We start from the raw sequence: 16,365 nt of genomic DNA on the forward strand, positions 1-16,365 counted from the left end.
AAATTAAATCACAATCTCGTATATTTAAATTAAAGAATTGTGATAAAAAATTCAGAACCTTAAAATTGTGTAAGGTGTAAGTGTTTGAGCATTAAAAAAAACAAATTAATTTTTATAAAGTTAGATAGTAAAAATGAAATTTAGCTAAGATTAACAATTATTATTAACTTGAAAATAAAGCCATCATTTTATTTAGAGGCAAACATAAAGTATGGCAGATATAGCACAAGCCGTAGATGCATCAAAAAATCGTCCAAGCGATGCTAGAAATCGCGAGGTAGTTTTTCCTGAATGGCGCGATCCTCAGAGAGGCAACTTGGAAACACCAATCAATGCTTCTCCTTTAACCAAGTGGTATATCAGCAACTTACCTGCATACCGTGCTGGAATCACTCCTTTCAGACGGGGGTTAGAAATTGGTATGGCTCATGGTTACTGGATCTTTGGTCCTTTTGCCAAATTGGGTCCTCTGCGCGATACCGCTAATGCTAACCTAGCTGGTTTACTAGCAACTCTGGGTTTGATTGTGATTGCAACGGGTTCTTTATCTCTATATGCCAACAGCAATCCCCCTCAGCCCCACGTTACTGTTACCACACCCAATCCTCCTGATGCTTTTAAATCGGGAGAAGGCTGGAACAACTTTGCTAGTGCTTTCTTAATTGGTGGTATTGGTGGCGCGGTTGTCGCTTACTTGTTGACTAGTAACTTAGGCCTTATTCAAGGTCTGTTTGGTTAATAGTTAATAGTTAGTGGCTAGTGGTTGGTGGTTAAAAACTAACAACTAACAACTAACCACTAACTACTAACCAAAAATAGCCGCTTCTACAGCTTTTATTGCGGTTTCTAGGTCGTCATTTACGATCTGAATATCAAATTCATTCGCAGCGCTAATCTCTTCTTTAGCACGGCGCAAACGACGAGCGATCGCCTCTTCTGAATCTTGAGCGCGACCGCGTATCCTTTTTTCTAACTCCTCTATTGAGGGCGGCAAAATAAAAATGCTGCGAGCGCCTTTAAAAGAAGCCCGAACTTGTCGTGCTCCTTCTAACTCAATTTCTAATACGACAGATTTACCAGAGCGAGTTTGGTTAATTACGGTTTCACGAGGAGTGCCGTAATAATTCCCAGCATATTCTGCCCACTCCAGTAATTCGCCAGCAGCAACTAATTTTTCAAACTCACCACGGCTGATGAAGTTATAGTGTTTTCCGTCTATTTCTCCAGGACGAGGAAGACGCGTCGTCACGGATACGGAATAATGCAGATCCGAATGACGTTGTAGGAGACTTCGCAATAAAGTACCTTTACCTACTCCACTCGGACCAGTCAAAATAATCAGCCTGCCAACAGGCGGGCATTCTTTGGTAGTAGCACCACTTCTGGTGGATAGAACTTGCATCATCCGCTTAACCTGTGAATTGATCGATAAACCTAGCTCAAGAGTCATTAGTCTTTCATGGGCTGGCTGGGTGACTATCAACTAACGTAATTTGTAGTCTTAGTGACATAGAACTAGTTTAATCCACATGGTACTGTTGATGTTGCCAAAATAGGGTAGGGTTACTGACCCTTCATTTGTTAATTATCAACAGTTTGGTGTTCGCGAGTAATCACGAAGCGATTTGCTACGGTTTCCGGTTGAATTGCCGAAAGAATAACGTGACTTGAATCAGTAATAATAACAGCCCTAGTACGCCGCCCATACGTTGCATCTACGAGTTGGCCCCGATCGCGTGCATCTGTGATGATTCGTTTGATTGGAGCAGACTCCGGACTAACTATGGCAACGACTCGGTTGGCAGACACAATATTGCCGAAACCGATGTTGATTAACTGAATGTCCATAACAAAACTGACGCCAAACGTGGTGTGAGAAGCTTAATTTGAACTATTTTCCATGTTATCCATAAAAAACAGGAGTTACAACGAATAAATTAAAGACAATTCAAGTTTTTAACGAAGAAACGCTTTTTTTAGCTATTTCTGCCCGAACATCCTTAAAAATCTATCTATAGATATAGGTAAACTGTACTGAGTCAAGCTAATAACTTGACTTCTTATGTAAGACCTATGTAGAAAATGAGGAGTAGGAAAGGGGAATTTTCACGATGGATGATAAAAATTTTGATTGCTATTGTCCCAACTAGCAAAGTTATGATATGTATCAATATCTTTAAATGTGTCAGATGACTTTTCAAGAACTACAAGTAGGCCATTACTTTCGCATACCTGGTATAAGTGCTGAGTGTACGTATCGTAAAGTGAATGATTCTCAGTGCAGTCAAAACGCTCTGTTACAACCAATTCGATCTGAAACGGTGGTTGTACTTCTAACACCTGTAGAGGTTAAGAGATATTTTGCGGCTAAGCAAGAATTTCTGAAAAGTTTGATGAATTAAATTCTGGAGTCGAAGACTCCTGTAGACATTTCCATCCAAAGTATGGGAACGAGACAGTGAACAAATGAGAAAAAAAGTGGTGGGCAATGCCCACCCTACTATTACTTAGGTGTTTTATTTAATTCCCGCCATCTTTGTTGCAGTCGATTTAAGTCAGGCGGATAGCCACCATAACGCCAACTTACGTAAGCTTGGCAAATTTCATCAATAACTTCCGCAATTCCAGAAGAGTGATGGTCGTATGATAGGCGAGCAAACTCCAATGGTGTTTGTGCTGGATGTTTACCCAAACCTTTCTGGGTAGCCCACTTGAGCATTTGTTGATAGAGGCTTTCCATGGGCGGTAATTTACTCAGTCTCAAACGATACCGCCACTGTCTCCACAAACGCCATGCCATCCAGCTACAAAAGGCGAATGCTGTTCCTATTGTTAATCCCGCGATCGCCCCAGCCCAACCTTGGCTGAATAATGAGATAAACCAAGACAACGCTTTGGAAATCCAATTAAATATTGTTCCAAATATGGTGTTGAAAAAACCTTTGAGTGGAGTTGGTAACCATCCAGCCACCCAGTTCCAAAATTGATGGAGAACGCCAAATGTTTCTGTGTCTTCCACAGAAGGGGGAATCAGTGGATGATTTGGGATGGGGTCAAAAGCGAACCAGCCATATCTGGGGAAGTAAACTTCCGTCATCGCAAAAGCATCGGTGTTGCGAACAACGTACATTCCCGTAAATGGATTAAATTCTCCCGGACTGAATCCCGCTACTAACCTCGCTGGTATACCAATGGAACGCAGCATGACTGTCAGTACTGTAGAAAAGTGATCTGGGTAACCTCCTTTGTTTTTGAACAAGAAAGTTTCTACCAAGTCTTCCTTTTCACTTAGGTAGGGTAACTCAAAGGGATTATTTGGAAAATTATAGTGTTGCTTTAAATACTGAGCCAAGTACAGGGCTATTTCATAAGGGGATTCCAAAGCCTTTTGGGATTTGCCCACCCGCTCTAGATTGTAGTTGGCTAATATTCCTTCTGTGTGTTTTCTGATTTTTTCGGCAATTCCATCGGGTATTTGTAGGTAGTACTTTTTAAAACTCTCAGGATAGTTGGTGGAAGTTGTTCTCAACAAAGTGCGATCGCGCAGGGGGACTTCTGAAACCACGGTGTAAGTTAGACCTTCTGATAGTTCAACGGGTGCTCGCAACCCGCCTTCTTTATCTACCGCGACTACTGGTGTCGGAAAGTAGATTTCTTTCGGATGAGCCATTGCCGGAATTAAGTTGGGCAAATCCGATACCACCGTGTATGTTTGTACTACATCTTTACTTTGACCGCTAAAGATGGCTCTAGGCAGAAAAATTTGAAAAGACCACGGAGGACGCTTGACTGTTTCAACTTGCTCTGTGCGAGAAATTTCCCATCCTTTTCCCGTGTAGCGGTCGAAACCCAAAACTCTCCAAAAACCAGGGCTTTGCGATCGCACTCGCATCACAACTTTGGGTTTCATCTCTCCCCGCAGGTTTTGGTTTATTTGGCTGCTAAAACCGTAATAAAAACTATCATTTAGTTTTCCCGGAGCACCGGGTTGATTTTCTCCCAATCCACCCGAAGCCGCACCTTGATTTTTAGGGTCATTACCCCGGCGCACGTAGCCTGGGTTAACAATACTGCGCCCGGTAAACTCTCCTTTAACATTAATGGGAGCGCTGACTGGGAACATACGCAGTTGATAGCCGGGTACTCTGGGTAAAACAGCAAAAATTCCCAGTCCTGCTACCACAATAATTAAAAAATTCAAGAAAAGAAATTTCCAATTTAAAAGAGAAGAAGCTTCCTGTTGTTCCCTGGTTGAACCAGGGAACGGAACCGATTTTTGAAACCCCAGCCGAGAACGGTAGTCAAGTACTAAAGTCGGCAAAGCAATTGCCAAAAATAACAGCAGCACTGGCGCAAATGCTAGAGTTTGACTCAGTGTTGCGGCGACACCAAGCAAAATCAACCCGATGACAATTGAATAACCTAAGTCTTTGCGACGGGGCATATCAAAGCTATGAAGTACTTGGAGTTGAATTAATAACTCCGCCAAAGCCAAACGCGTGTCATTTAGCTCCCCAAATAATCTTCCAAAGAAAGCACCCAGTGCTGCCAACATTCCTATGGCGATACAAAACTTCACCGAGACGTTACGTTCTCGGCGACGGTGGTAACTCCAAATCGCACCGACGACTGATAGGGGTACTGCCCAAAAACTAAATTTAGTCTCTGCAGCAATATCCGTAGCGATAATCCCAACAATTACCAACGCTAGCACTAGCACCCGTAAGGTAATTGTATTTTCTACTTCCACCAATGGCGTCTCCTGCATGCTTTGCCGCAAGAGATGGACAAGAGGTAGACGCCAATTCATCCTGGATTTGTTAATCATTTAAAAGCAAGAAAGCAGTCTATGGGTATGTAATCAAAGCGGCAATCTTGGACGCTACAAATAACCAGCGAGCGGTCAAACCGTATCTCCTCTTCGTGTCTTCCTCATAGCAGCTTTCTGTAGACGCCCTAATGACGCTTTAAGTTGAAAAGAGAATTGCTCAAAACCAGGATTTTCATTTCGTCACAATGGCGTTTTATTAATTTCAGGTGCTAGCGATGGCAAAAGCGATTTACGCCGTGGGAACAATTACAAAAACAAGCGGTCTGGTGTCTATTTCTTTTAACTCGACTTCTAGGGTATAAGTCTGGTTGAGTTGTATGTCATTTAATTCGACACTGACACATCCCGGACTTGAAGACTCTACCATTGCTTGAGAGGCTTCTCCCTGAAGATTTAAAACTCCCGCTCCAGGTAACTCGCTTTGAACCCGTAGCTTGTTAATTTGTCCTTGGGTTTGGTATTCCACCCTTAAGGTAAGAACACCTGCGCTAGTTAACCATTGTCTTTCTACAACTGGATCGGTGGATGAAATAGGTAGCGTCAAATTTTCTAACAGCTGTTTTGCTGCCATTAATGACAGTGCCATTTGTTGGCGGGGCTGTAAATCTGAGTAGCTACTTTCTAAATTTGGCATAGTCTCTATAGCATCCACAGCAGATCTATAGGGGCTTCTCAGCACCAATCCGGCTATGTCATTTACGATCTCAGGCTCTGTAGGGAATAGGTTTTCCACCGCTTGAACCAGTTTAGTCCCCAATGGTAATGAAGACGACACTAATCCTTGGCACTTTTCCAGTAACATCTGGAAAACTCTTTCCGGTAACAGAATCGGCAAATTCAGCTTGACTTGCTGTGCCGCCCACCCCCAAACCGGAACTAAATCAACTGACGGTTTGTCTACATAATCGGGGTAGTCTGTCAGTTGGTTTTCCCAAGGGAAGAGCGGCGGATGATTTTCAATTTGAAGTTGTAACCGACGTTTAAGGACGGCTTGGAAACGTTCTTGCACAGTAGGAATTTCTCCCAGTTGAAAGGTTTGGGGTAATTGTCTCGATCGAAAATCGCCACCGTTGGTAGCGGCGGCTGTTTCATCTAGATTGTTTACCCCCTTAACGTCCTCACAATCTGCCAAGTTTCCTTCTTCAGTTGTTTGGGGTTCGCCCAATAACCAAGCAAGCAACTGGTTTTGTAAGGATTCTGAGTCACTATTCATGAGTAGATGCACCCGATCCGGATATTAAAGAGTTACGAATTTCCCAAGCATGCTCAAGAATTTTAAACCACCGTTTTTGCAATTGTGCCATTGATAACCCTAAAGTTTTGGCAATCTTTTCATCAGGTATTCCCTGTTGTTTCAACTCTAATAGAGACCTTTGCTTATCGTCCAGTTTTGCTGTATAAATTTGCCACTGTTGTGGTGTCAATCCTAAGTTAGTGCGTAAATCGGCTTCTAGCCATTCATGAACTAATTCCCAGCGATGCAGCAGTGCAAACCGAATTAAGTGGTACTTAAAACGTTGTTGTAAATAATCCCGCTGTCTCGGTGTTAACCCTAGGATAGACTCTATTTCCTGTGCTGATAAGTCTTGCAGGCGGAGGGAAAAGTAATCAGCACAGTCTGATTGTTGTTTTTCTTCTAGGTAGTTCATCAATTCTGTCACAACGACAGAACGCAAAGTATCTTCTTGGGGTTCTGGTTCTGGCTGTGTTGCCATTGCACTTCGCAACTGCTGCACGGCTGGGTCTTCCCAAGAACCATCGCCTTCATTCCCGCTTCCCTCTGCGGCTTGTTCTATGTCAACACAAGTTTCTGGTGGTTGTTGTTGGGAAAATGTTTGTGCTCGAAGAATAATAAGTTGTTGCTGGCGTCCTGGTAAGGGAATCCTCCTTTTGGCATAGCGTTCTGTGAATGCCATATACTCTGCCAATTCCAACAGAGTTTGCGGACGATAGGTAGCACTCAGTTGGTTTTCTCGTCGGAAAGCGTTTAAGGATTCTAAGTAAAAACTCTGTAAGAAATCTTCAATGACAACGAGCCTTCCTTGATAGCTCAATTGCCTTTGAGGGGGATTTATGTAGCGATAAATAATCGCACTTAGGGTGCTGTGTAATTCTACCCTACCTCGATTAGAACCCAACTCGTAGTATCTGAGACACTGTTGCAGCCTGTGTTTGGCTAGAGCGATCGCGGAGTTTTCCACAGCGCCGGCGGCTTGGATGCGTTTGCTCTCACTGCAAATTCTGTTAACTTCGGCTGCTATTCGTGTTGACACATCACGACAGTTGTGCTCCGAAGCTTTCGTTGATTGCTGAAGCTCCTTAAATAGGAGTTGATATATCGCCTCCACGCCGATAGAACTTACTCCCTGAATTGTTACGGTTGCGGCTGAATTCATAATCAAGTTTTAAAAAGACCCTAACATACTTGAGTACAACCTGTAAGCCTGCTTTTATGTGGTCAAGAAATTTTATGAACAATTTACAACCTCGAACAGTAGACAATGAGCTATGGTCACTGGTCAGGTGGTCACTGAGTTCGCTTTCATAGATGTTATGAACACCACCACTTGCAGTTTACAGGTGATTATGGATTTACAAGCACAAATTCAATTGCTGATTGACAATGCACCCAAAGATGGTGTAACACCGCAACTTGTCACAGCAATCGCTCCTGTCCTTAGCGCGATCGCCCAGAAATTACGCCGTTCCCAATACTACATAGTCCAAAATTTGGATGGAAGCTGGGTTTTGACTACATTAAGCAACCGCGCAAATCCACAGTTAGAAAAGCGCGTAATTTATGCTTTTCCTACATTACAGGATGTCCCTAGCAAATCAAATGCTGGGCTTGACCCTCAATTGGTAGCTACACCCGTCCCTGTCACTCACATTCTGTTCCAACTGGTAGCAATGGAACCCGTAGATAGTATAGTTTTTTTTGAAACTTCTGACATTAACAGTAATGGAGTAGAAATCAGGCGAAGTGACCTGGAAAACCTAATTCAGCAGAAGCTTCAACAGAACAGAAAGAATATGCAAATTCCTCCGGACATTGCATAAATTTTATCAGCTATCAGGTATTAGCATGTATACTCTCATGCTAAACCAATGACTTGGTCTATGTATATGATTTGGTTATTAAGTCTTGAAAATTGAGGATGAGGGACACCGGAATTGGGAGATGGAGACGAGGACTTAGGGTTGAGGATTTTTCCCAATTCCCTTGTTTTCATTGTCTCCCTTGTCCTCCTTGTCTTCCTTGTCCCCAATCCCAGTTATGTCCCTAATAAAGGCGGCTCAACACGTAATCAGCCATCTTAATCAACGCTTGGCGGCAATCAGAGGGAGGTAGGTCTGCTATGTGCTCTACTGCTGAGTGAGCATGATGGGCTGCCAATTCCCTGGCTCGCTGTAGACCCTGACTATCTTCAATCAAGGAGAGGGCTTGGTCTAAATCTCCTTCTTGGGCAAACTCTCTTTCTATCAAAACTTCCAAGTATGGTTGTTCTTCTAACGCAAATAAAACAGGTGCTGTTAAATTACCACTTTTTAAATCTGAAGAAGCTGGTTTGCCCAAAGTATCTGCCGAACTTGTGAAATCTAAAATGTCATCCACAATCTGGAACGCCAAACCAATGTGACGCCCGTAATGATACAAATGCTCGGTAACTTCTTGAGAAACTTCGCTCAAAACCCCTGCAGCTTTAGCACTATTGGCAATTAAAGAAGCAGTTTTGTAATAACTCTTATTCAAATAAGTCTCAATAGTGATACTGCTATCAAATCGACTTAATCCCTGCTGGATTTCACCAGTTGCCAGATCCATAATGACTTGCGACAGCAGTTTCACCACTTCTAGGTTGTCCAAGTTGGCTAGATACCAAGAAGATTGAGCAAACAAAAAATCTCCTGCTAAAATAGCAATTCTGTTACCAAACAAACTGTGAACTGTAGGAACATTACGTCGCATTTCTGATTCATCAACCACATCGTCGTGTACCAAGCTAGCTGTATGAATCATTTCTGTAATCTCAGCTAGGCGACGATGGCGAGGCGTAATGTCTTGGCGGAGCATGGTTGCCCGCGAGATCAGTAAAACAATGGCTGGTCTGATACGCTTTCCCCCAGCTCCAAATAAGTGTTCGGCGGCTGCACAAAGGATGGGGTGACCGTTTCCAACTAGCTGTTTCAAATTGTCTGCTAGTAAAAGCAGGTCAGCTTCCACTGGGGAAAAAAGGGAGGTGGCTGGGGTCATGGATGGGCAGACTCTGGCTTTAATTTACGAAAGTTTACATATCTTCTACTCATTTTAAGATAATCTAGTCGTTTTTTGAGATAGAGGCATAGAACGATAAAGAAATTGAACTTCAGTCTCCGGTCTTCAGTCTCTGTAAAATGCGTTGCAAGCAATTGCTCGTGGGAAATTGTATTGTTACAATTCTTAAAGTAATAACGTCCGGTAAAAAAACTCAGGTAAAAGATTTTCGTATGTTGTCGTATGGAGCAAAGCATACTGAAGAAAATTTGAGTATATCTTCGCACTCATGAGCTATTTTTAATACTTTTTTAAGAAATTTTAGAAATCTTTTAAATTAGACAAAAAGCCTGTTTTTTATCAAAAATTTAATTTTCAGTAAATTTACTATAACGTTTTTGTTAGTAATATAGACAACAAGGTTAAATTCAGTTATGATTATATAATATTAACTTTTTATACTTCTACTTACTGTAAGTAACAAATGATATATCGGAAGCGTATGTAACTCAACCTAGAAAATTTTAAATTTAGCAGAAAAAATGGCTAAAAAGTCAGGTTGGTTGTGTTACGCTAAAATCTAGGGATTTTAAATTATTGAGAGATTCACCATCCGGGCGAGAAAATCACCAAGAGGTGTTTTCCTCTACTGGTGTTGTGAGTGAATAAAGTATCGTGGGCTTTGACCAAGGGAATTATTCGTTGGTTGAGTCCCTCGTGTCCAAAACCTCAAGGTTAAAGCCATGCGCTTCCTTTAGGGGAAACGTCATAGTTCATGAGCACAGAAAAAGTACTTGCTGTGCAAGTACGTTCATCAAGTGCATACAAAATAACGCAGACTGGGTAGACTGCTGAAACAACAGATTTTGTTTGCTTTTTAGTAAACCAATTATTTGTTGCTGTAGGTATAGTCTGCAAAAAATTCCTTACAAGTTGATTGCTCGGAGAGCATTAAGCTCTACCGACAAGTTTGTTACGTAGAAAAATAAGCCACTACAAGTGTAGTTTGTGGCTGTAATTCTACACCTATTTATTTAAGTTTATAACCTTTGGACACACGACCCGGTAGAGAAGATGATTTACGGAAAAATGCCTATGATGATTTTTATATTAGCTTCTGGTTATCTGTTAGCAGTCTACCTTTTGTTGGCACTAGCAAAACGAACCGGAAACAAGACAGTTAATGTGGACTCTTCACGAGTTTCTCAAACAACCAAAGAGGACGTAACACTAAGGTCAAATGTGACTGAAGCTACTAGCCTACACTAGTTAAGACTCAAGAGTCAAGAGAGAGGCTGGGGACTGTGGCATAAGTTGTCTGTACTTCTTCCGTGTGTCCCCTAACCCCTAACCCCTAACTTCCAACTCGCAACCCTTCAGCCCAACAGACTGCTTCAACAGTTGGGGTATACCCGAGCCATTGCAAGCAGGACTGAGCGAACTGTTGCGGGCAGCCACTGACAGCAAAACGCGTCGGTACTGGTGAATGGGTATTTTTCAAACCCATCACATCGAGTTCTCGAGCACACGCCGCAACAACGTGTACGGCAGGATCGACTAATTGTATTTGGGATGGAAGAAGCGATCGCAAGACTGGTGCGAGATGGGGATAGTGAGTGCAACCGTAGACTAAGGTGTCAATCTGATGGTGTATAAGTGGTTCGAGGTATAAGCGTGCCACATCTGTAGTGTAGGGATCTTGAACGCGATTTTGTTCAATAAGGGGCACAAACTCCGGACAACCTACTTGCCAGACTTGAACTTGGGGATTTACTTCTAGGATAGCACGTCGATATGCATTACTTTTGGCAGTTGCCGGAGTGGCAATTACCCCTATACGTTTGCCACACTCTACTGCTGCTTTTGCCCCAGGGAGGATAATTCCTAAAACGGGAAAAGGATATTCGTCCTGAACTTCCTCTAAAGCTAAAGCAGAGCTAGTATTACATGCCATAACAACCATCTTCACTCGTTGTTGTTGCATCCAATCTAAGATGTCACGTACATACTGTACGATTTCACCAGGTGTGCGAATACCATAAGGAAGTCGAGCCGTATCCCCGAAATAAATAATTGATTCATTAGGGAGTTGCTTGTAGAGTTGTCGCAGTACCGTTAAACCACCTACACCACTATCAAAAATGCCAATTGAGGCACGTTGGGGTTCGTTATCAAAATGAGAATAGCTGAGCACAGGCAAAAAATATTAATTTATGTTTTGCGATTAAATATACAATGGCTAATGGCTAATGGCTAATGGCTAATGGCTAACCTTGTATTTCCTTACGGAGACGCTAAGCGCAAACCGCACGCTCCGCGATGCCGCAGCAGGCTATGCCCGTCAGGGCTATACGTCAGTCGCTAGGGCGCTGGTTTCCTAAGCCCTACGGGCTAGACTCACCATCAGCCCAGCCATTAGCCATTAGCTATTAGCCCTCCCTTGTTCGCCCTTCGGGTTCGCCAGTCCCCAGGGCGCGGGAAACCCGCCTGCAGGGCTGGTCTCACCAGTCCCCAGGGCGCGGGAAACCCGCCTTCAGGGCTGGTCTCACCATTAGCCATTAGCCCTTCATCACTATCTTTGTCGCAAGTACCGAAGTATACCTTGAGCGATCGCATCCGCCATGCGATTTTGGTATTCGGAACTTCCCAACCTGGGATTATCCTCTACACCAGTCATATAACCAGTTTCCACTAAAATCGAAGGCATAGAACTTTTTCTCAAAACATAAAATCGAGCTTTCCGTACTCCTCTGTTTTTAAGGCTTGGAATGCTTTCAAGAATAGTATTATGGACGACACGAGCGAGATCGTAACCGCTGTCATAGTAATACGTTTCTAAACCATTAACATCAGGACGACCGTCAATAGAATTGGAGTGAACGCTAACAAATAAATCGGCATTAGATCTATCTGCTATGTCTACCCGTCCTTGAAGTTCCACAAAGTAGTCAGAATTGCGCGTCAGTACAACCTGTACCCCGTTTTGCTCCAGAACCGATGCTACCCTTTGGCTGATAGGTAGAACCACGTTCTTTTCCAGCAATCCGCCAAGACCGGGAGCACCAGAATCTTTACCACCATGTCCTGGGTCAACAACAATCACAACGCGCCCATTGGGTGCTCTTCGTCGTGCTTGTGGTTGTGTACCGTAATTTGGATTAATTGTCATCGGTCCATTAGACATGGGTTGTGGATACGATGGTCTTGCTAAAGGAGGCAAAGAAAAGGGAGAAGTTATTGAACGAGTACGCTGTAATTGTACGGACAAAACTCGTTCTGTCAGTTGATTGAGTTGTCCAATTCGCACTCCGGGTGCTGGTTGAACGTATACAACAACTGTACGGGAATCTTTCTGTTGCAGTCGGATGCGGAGAATGGGACTGCTTGCGTCCAAATTTGGACCTTGAACTGGAGTTGCTAATCTAGCATTAGGTATCGTGATTCGGAAAAAACCCGAAGATCTTTCCCAGTTACTATCAATAGAAGCTAAAGTACCATCAGCTTTAATAAATAGTTGTGCGCCAGCACTACCTAATTCTATAGATTCAATTGTAGAAAGTGAGTCGTTGGCTCTTTCGTAAGAACGTGGGTTATTGTCTGAGTAACGACTGGGGTTGCTATCATCATTGTTCCTAAAGTTATTGTCTGAGTAACGATTTGAGTTGCTATCTTCACCACCCCTACCGTTGTTCTCTAGTACTCTCACGCCATTACTGTTTGGCAAAATTACCAAACTTCCATTAGAGTTAACGTTTGTACCCCAGTCCGGACCATCTTTCTCTACCCATAACGTCATCCGGACACCTGGTGGCTCAGTTCTAAGTTCGGTAAATTCTACGTGTCTAACACCGTGTTTGTTAACAGTTACATCCCGCATTGCAAAATCCGATGATAAAGCAGCGCTAGAAATATCAATATTAATAGCACTCTTGTCCTTGCTGCGGAACATCTTCACCTTGGGAACGCTACCACTGGTACGGACAAACAACCCATCGCCCGTAACACGTAAGTTCTCAATTTGAGCGATACCATCAGCAAGATTGCTGTTATTAGCACGACTGCTAATAATTGTTCGTCTTGCAAGTGGCGCGACGTTCGTACTGGGGATAGGTTCGCTGTAGACATTAGCATTTGATTCCTGTCTTTGTACTGTGTTGGGGTTAGGCTTGACAACACTATACACATTTAATGAAGAAGGAACTCCTTGTTCGGCTTCTGGCGTCGGTAATTGTACGAACCAACTACTGGGAGTTCTCCCCTCAAATTTCACTTGCTTTGGGTCAAGGGTATAACCCGGACTGAGTTCTACAACAAGGCGAGTTGTGTGTTCGTCTAATTGTCCTATACGGATAAGGCGAATAGCACCATTGACTTGCTGTACGAGCTGTCGGCGTCCCAATTCTACACCAGGCAAATCGATCACCAGGCGAGTGGGGTTAAAGACGAGTTGCGCCTGGGGTTGAACAGGTCCTTCAGTACGGAACTCCAATCGGTTTTGATTGACATCATATCGCCAGGATTGCAGTTTTGCTGCTTGCGCTGGCGACGAAGCTACGAACAAAGCACTTGTTGCAATAGCACCAGGTAACAGCCAGTTGATTTTCACAGTTTTTCTCCAGATTCGTATTTATAAGAGCTGTCAAAATGCCAAAGCTTTGGCAAGGACTCACACCGTCACCGCTCAGTATTAGAAGAAAGTCACTTTAGAAGTAAAGCTTGCGCTTGATTCTTGGCGGATGAAGTTTATAAGGATGAAGGATAAAGAATGAAAAAAGTAGTATAACTCGGTACAAATTCTCGATTTTTTGGTGGAATTTACTCATATTTCATACTTCACACTTCATATACTTGATACGGTTGACTGATATGGTACGGACTCACAGACCCCACTTAACGTATAACTAAAAAAATATAGATGCTTGGGTTGAGCTAGCGAAAACCCCTATCAGTCACTAGAAATTATGGAAAATGTTACCATTACAAAGTTTATCTCAAAGGGTCAATTACCTATTTCTTCTTTTTATAGTCCTATCTTTAAGGTGACAAAGGCAAGAAGTTATGGGATTTTTTGGCAATCCAGGGTCTTATAACCGTACTCATATCCATCACCATCAGGTAAGTTAAGTGTGATGTCACACATTATTCCCAGTTTGAAGTCTAAATAAACACTTTTTCCACAATATATTTAAAAGAATATGGGCTGTTGCCTGCAATCGTGCTAGGGTAACAGCCCAATGAGAACTTATTCTTAGACAAAGTAGAGAGTTTCTAGATTCTGTTATCTCTGCCTGAGGTACTCAACAATACCATTAGCGATCGCCTCTGCCATTTGATTTTGGTACAACCGATTACCTAGCTTAGCAGCATCCTCACGACCGGTTAAATAACCAGTTTCCACAAGAATCGAAGGCATAGAACTTTTTCTAAGGACATAGAATCTTGCTTTCCGGACTCCTCGGTCTCTGACATTGACACTGCGGAGAATACTGTTGTGAACAACTTTAGCTAGACCTAAACCGCTATCGTAATAATATGTTTCCAAACCACTCACATCTGGACGACCGGCTCCTGCTGAGTTAGCATGGATACTAACAAACACATCAGCATTTACCTTTTCTGCCATGTCAACCCGTCCTTGGAGAGTTACAAAGTAGTCCGAATTTCGGGTCAATACTGCTTGTACGCCTTTTTGCTGCAACAGTTCTGCTATTCTCGAGCTGATGGGTAAAATAACGTCCTTCTCTTGAATCCCACCAATACCTAATGCTCCTGGATCTTGACCGCCATGTCCGGGGTCAACAACAATAATAACTTTTCCTTTGGGGACGCGAGGACTTTGAACGGGAGAGGGAATCGATCTCGGTGGTAGGGGTTGTGGGTTGGTGCGCGAGATAGGTGGTAAATTTACGGGAGGCAATACTGTACGGGTGCGTTCGAGTTCCAGAGATAGCTGTCGATCGTTGGAGCGATCGATCTGTCCAAATTGCACGCCTGATGCGGGTTGAACGAGTACAACCACTGTCCTTTGGTCTTGCTGTTGCAAGCGAACTCGCAAAATGGGGCTGCTAGCACTAAAGCTTGGACCTTTGACGGAAGGAGCTAACTTAGCATTGGGAATAGTAATTCGGTAGAAACCAGATGACCTATCCCAACCCGTGCTGGCGGATGATAAAGTCCGATCGCCTCTAATTAGCAGTTGCGTACCAACAACATCTACCGACTGAATTGTCGCAATGGAGTCGTTGCTTGATAGCGCTGGCAAAGGGATGGATTGACTCTCTCTTGGAGAAGTTAAGTTACTTGAATTATTTTCTCTCGAGGAGTTAGTCGCAAAACGATTGGGTAACAGTACCAAACCACTACTACTACCAACATTATTAGTAGTGACCCGCCAGTCCGGGCTATCTCGATCGACTCGTAAGGTCAATCTCACAGTTGGTCTGGTTGTTCGCAGTTGGTTAAATTCAATGCGGTTTATCCCATACTGGTTAGCTTTGGAATCCTGCTGTGAAAAATTTGACGCGAGGGTAGCGCTGGGGATATCAACAAAAATAGTAGAGCGATCGCGACTGCGAATAATTTGAAATTTGGGTATTTCTCCATTTGTACGGACAAATAAACCATCCCCTGTAACTTGCAAGCTCTGAATTTGAGTTGTAGCTTCAGGGATAGTCACAACCTGCTTTGAAAACTCTGGTTTGTTTTCTTGCGCGTCTACCGTGACAACGCTATAAACGTTATTCACAGATGAAGCGTTTCTAGGAGGTGAAACATTTCTTGAAGCTGCGATTTTAACTTCCTCGCTTTCGTTTGAGGTTCCTATTTGCTCAGTTTGCGGCGTTGGTAATTGTACTATCCAGCGACTGGCAGTTTTTCCCTCAAATTTCACTTGCTTTGGATCGAGAGTATAACCCGGACTCAATTCGACAACAACACGAGTTATTGCTTTATCAAATTGACCGATCCGAACAGAGCGAACAGCACCACCCACTGACTGAGTTAACTGCGGACGCCCAAATTCTATTCCTGGCAAATCGATAACCAAGCGCGTGGGGTTAAAAACTAGCTGCGCCTGAGGTTGAACAGCACCTTCGGTATTGATTTCCAATCTATTTTGATTGGCATCAAAACGCCAAGACTGTAACTTTGCTGCTTCCGCAGGCGCAGCCAGCATACATAATGAAGTAGTTACAAAGGTACCAGGTAGTAACCAGTGCATTTTCACAGTGTTTTCTCCTGATTCGCATTCATAGAGCCGATAAAATTTCAAAGTGTTGGC

Annotated in this window: 13 protein-coding genes; 4 read left to right on the plus strand and 9 right to left on the minus strand. The window is 43.2% G+C overall.

The annotated features are described in order from the left end of the window. Window positions 1-220 precede the first annotated feature (220 nt). Window positions 221-739 carry a photosystem I reaction center protein subunit XI gene (locus HC643_RS21520; RefSeq protein ID WP_038079853.1) on the plus strand — a complete coding sequence of 173 codons (519 nt, stop codon included), beginning with the start codon at window positions 221-223 and terminating at the stop codon, window positions 737-739. A gap of 66 nt (window positions 740-805) precedes the next feature. On the opposite strand, the gene gmk is transcribed toward HC643_RS21520, so the two are convergent. Beyond that, window positions 806-1,405: a guanylate kinase gene (gene gmk, locus HC643_RS21525; protein WP_038079857.1), complete on the minus strand. Its 600-nt coding sequence runs from the start codon at window positions 1,403-1,405 to the stop codon at window positions 806-808. A gap of 176 nt (window positions 1,406-1,581) precedes the next feature. Beyond that, window positions 1,582-1,848: an extracellular matrix/biofilm regulator RemA gene (gene remA, locus HC643_RS21530; RefSeq protein ID WP_038079793.1), complete on the minus strand. Its 267-nt coding sequence runs from the start codon at window positions 1,846-1,848 to the stop codon at window positions 1,582-1,584. A 341-nt stretch (window positions 1,849-2,189) separates the two neighbouring features. Here remA and HC643_RS21535 point away from each other — a divergent pair, with 341 nt between their 5' ends. After that, window positions 2,190-2,402: a hypothetical protein gene (locus HC643_RS21535; RefSeq protein ID WP_038079860.1), complete on the plus strand. Its 213-nt coding sequence runs from the start codon at window positions 2,190-2,192 to the stop codon at window positions 2,400-2,402. Window positions 2,403-2,503: 101 nt separating this feature from the next. Here the strand turns inward: HC643_RS21535 and HC643_RS21540 are convergent, their stop codons facing one another. From HC643_RS21540 to hetZ, 3 genes are all read right to left on the minus strand, one after another. Further along, window positions 2,504-4,810 carry a transglutaminase TgpA family protein gene (locus HC643_RS21540; RefSeq protein WP_038079795.1) on the minus strand — a complete coding sequence of 769 codons (2,307 nt, stop codon included), beginning with the start codon at window positions 4,808-4,810 and terminating at the stop codon, window positions 2,504-2,506. A gap of 250 nt (window positions 4,811-5,060) precedes the next feature. Further along, the gene (locus HC643_RS21545) at window positions 5,061-6,044 is read right to left on the minus strand and encodes a hypothetical protein (RefSeq protein ID WP_038079796.1); all 984 of its coding nucleotides are present in this window, start codon (window positions 6,042-6,044) and stop codon (window positions 5,061-5,063) included. Continuing rightward, window positions 6,037-7,227 carry a heterocyst differentiation protein HetZ gene (gene hetZ, locus HC643_RS21550; protein ID WP_038079798.1) on the minus strand — a complete coding sequence of 397 codons (1,191 nt, stop codon included), beginning with the start codon at window positions 7,225-7,227 and terminating at the stop codon, window positions 6,037-6,039. The genes HC643_RS21545 and hetZ overlap by 8 nt, the downstream gene beginning before the upstream one ends. A gap of 190 nt (window positions 7,228-7,417) precedes the next feature. Here hetZ and HC643_RS21555 point away from each other — a divergent pair, with 190 nt between their 5' ends. Beyond that, window positions 7,418-7,891: a hypothetical protein gene (locus tag HC643_RS21555; protein WP_038079862.1), complete on the plus strand. Its 474-nt coding sequence runs from the start codon at window positions 7,418-7,420 to the stop codon at window positions 7,889-7,891. A 223-nt stretch (window positions 7,892-8,114) separates the two neighbouring features. On the opposite strand, the gene sds is transcribed toward HC643_RS21555, so the two are convergent. Continuing rightward, window positions 8,115-9,086 (minus strand): solanesyl diphosphate synthase, encoded by a 972-nt coding sequence (gene sds / locus HC643_RS21560; RefSeq protein ID WP_038079800.1) that lies wholly within the window; start codon window positions 9,084-9,086, stop codon window positions 8,115-8,117. Between the two features lie 1,074 nt (window positions 9,087-10,160). On the opposite strand from sds, the gene HC643_RS21565 reads away from it, so the two are divergent. Then, window positions 10,161-10,355 (plus strand): hypothetical protein, encoded by a 195-nt coding sequence (locus HC643_RS21565; protein WP_050045312.1) that lies wholly within the window; start codon window positions 10,161-10,163, stop codon window positions 10,353-10,355. Window positions 10,356-10,440: 85 nt separating this feature from the next. Here HC643_RS21565 and murI read toward each other — a convergent pair whose 3' ends face one another. The 3 genes from murI to HC643_RS21580 form a co-directional block, all read right to left on the minus strand. Beyond that, a complete protein-coding gene (murI, locus tag HC643_RS21570; protein WP_202048637.1) occupies window positions 10,441-11,280 on the minus strand; it encodes a glutamate racemase in 840 nt (279 codons plus the stop codon). A 378-nt stretch (window positions 11,281-11,658) separates the two neighbouring features. Next, window positions 11,659-13,692: an N-acetylmuramoyl-L-alanine amidase gene (locus HC643_RS21575; RefSeq protein ID WP_038109530.1), complete on the minus strand. Its 2,034-nt coding sequence runs from the start codon at window positions 13,690-13,692 to the stop codon at window positions 11,659-11,661. 672 nt (window positions 13,693-14,364) lie between these two features. Then, on the minus strand, window positions 14,365-16,311 hold the full coding sequence (locus HC643_RS21580) for an N-acetylmuramoyl-L-alanine amidase (RefSeq protein ID WP_038109533.1): 1,947 nt from the start codon (window positions 16,309-16,311) through the stop codon (window positions 14,365-14,367). Window positions 16,312-16,365 lie beyond the last annotated feature (54 nt).

It is taken from the genome of Tolypothrix bouteillei VB521301 (genome assembly GCF_000760695.4).
GTDB lineage: Bacteria > Cyanobacteriota > Cyanobacteriia > Cyanobacteriales > Nostocaceae > Scytonema > Scytonema bouteillei_A.

Coding starts and splice junctions, on each gene's coding strand:
- HC643_RS21545 (WP_038079796.1), bottom strand. CDS start 6,044: ATGAATAGTGACTCAGAATCCTTACAAAACCAGTTGCTTGCTTGGTTA.
- gmk (WP_038079857.1), bottom strand. CDS start 1,405: ATGATGCAAGTTCTATCCACCAGAAGTGGTGCTACTACCAAAGAATGC.
- sds (WP_038079800.1), bottom strand. CDS start 9,086: ATGACCCCAGCCACCTCCCTTTTTTCCCCAGTGGAAGCTGACCTGCTT.
- hetZ (WP_038079798.1), bottom strand. CDS start 7,227: ATGAATTCAGCCGCAACCGTAACAATTCAGGGAGTAAGTTCTATCGGC.
- HC643_RS21565 (WP_050045312.1), top strand. CDS start 10,161: ATGATTTACGGAAAAATGCCTATGATGATTTTTATATTAGCTTCTGGT.
- HC643_RS21540 (WP_038079795.1), bottom strand. CDS start 4,810: ATGAATTGGCGTCTACCTCTTGTCCATCTCTTGCGGCAAAGCATGCAG.
- remA (WP_038079793.1), bottom strand. CDS start 1,848: ATGGACATTCAGTTAATCAACATCGGTTTCGGCAATATTGTGTCTGCC.
- HC643_RS21555 (WP_038079862.1), top strand. CDS start 7,418: ATGGATTTACAAGCACAAATTCAATTGCTGATTGACAATGCACCCAAA.
- HC643_RS21535 (WP_038079860.1), top strand. CDS start 2,190: ATGACTTTTCAAGAACTACAAGTAGGCCATTACTTTCGCATACCTGGT.